The sequence below is a fragment of the Paenibacillus agaridevorans genome (genome assembly GCF_003112455.1).
Lineage (GTDB): Bacteria > Bacillota > Bacilli > Paenibacillales > Paenibacillaceae > Pristimantibacillus > Pristimantibacillus agaridevorans.
The window spans coordinates 1-493 of sequence record NZ_BDQX01000417.1 but is presented as its reverse complement, the minus strand read 5'-3'; the positions used below and the strand labels follow the sequence as shown (position 1 = coordinate 493).

General features: G+C 54.0%; 1 protein-coding gene. It reads right to left on the bottom strand.

From position 1 onward, the window contains the following. Positions 1–469, bottom strand: a 469-nt coding sequence (locus PAT3040_RS31850) for an InlB B-repeat-containing protein (protein WP_146200618.1), incomplete at its 3' end; no start/stop codon positions are given. Positions 470–493: the final 24 nt, after the last annotated feature.

The following is a 493-nucleotide window of genomic DNA, read 5'->3' as shown; positions in this document are numbered from 1 at the left end:
CTGCGTAATCGGTACCGCCACCGTCAGACGCTGTGTTCCAGCCCGCGAATGTGTGGCCTTCTTTCACCAAAGTGCCTTTATCCAGCACATTGACCGTTTCGCCTACTTCATACGCTTCACTATCCACTGGCACCGAACCGCTTGCGCTTCCGTTTCCGTTATACGTCACCGTATACGACGGATTAGGCGTCCACTTCGCATACAGCGTAACGTTTGCAGCTCCCATCGTCAGCGTTGCGCCAGCCGCATAATTCGTACCAGTTCCGTTCGCTAACGTGTTCCAACCTGCAAACGTGTAACCGGTTCTAACCAAACTACCTTGACCAAGCACGACAACTGCTTCGCCTACTTCATACGTTCCGCTGTCCAGAGGCGCAATTCCGCCAGTGCTTCCGTTTCCGTTATACGTCACCGTATACGTCGGATTAAGCGTCCACTTCGCATACAGCGTAACGTTCGCTGCTCCCATCGTCAGTGTCGCGCCCGCTGAATA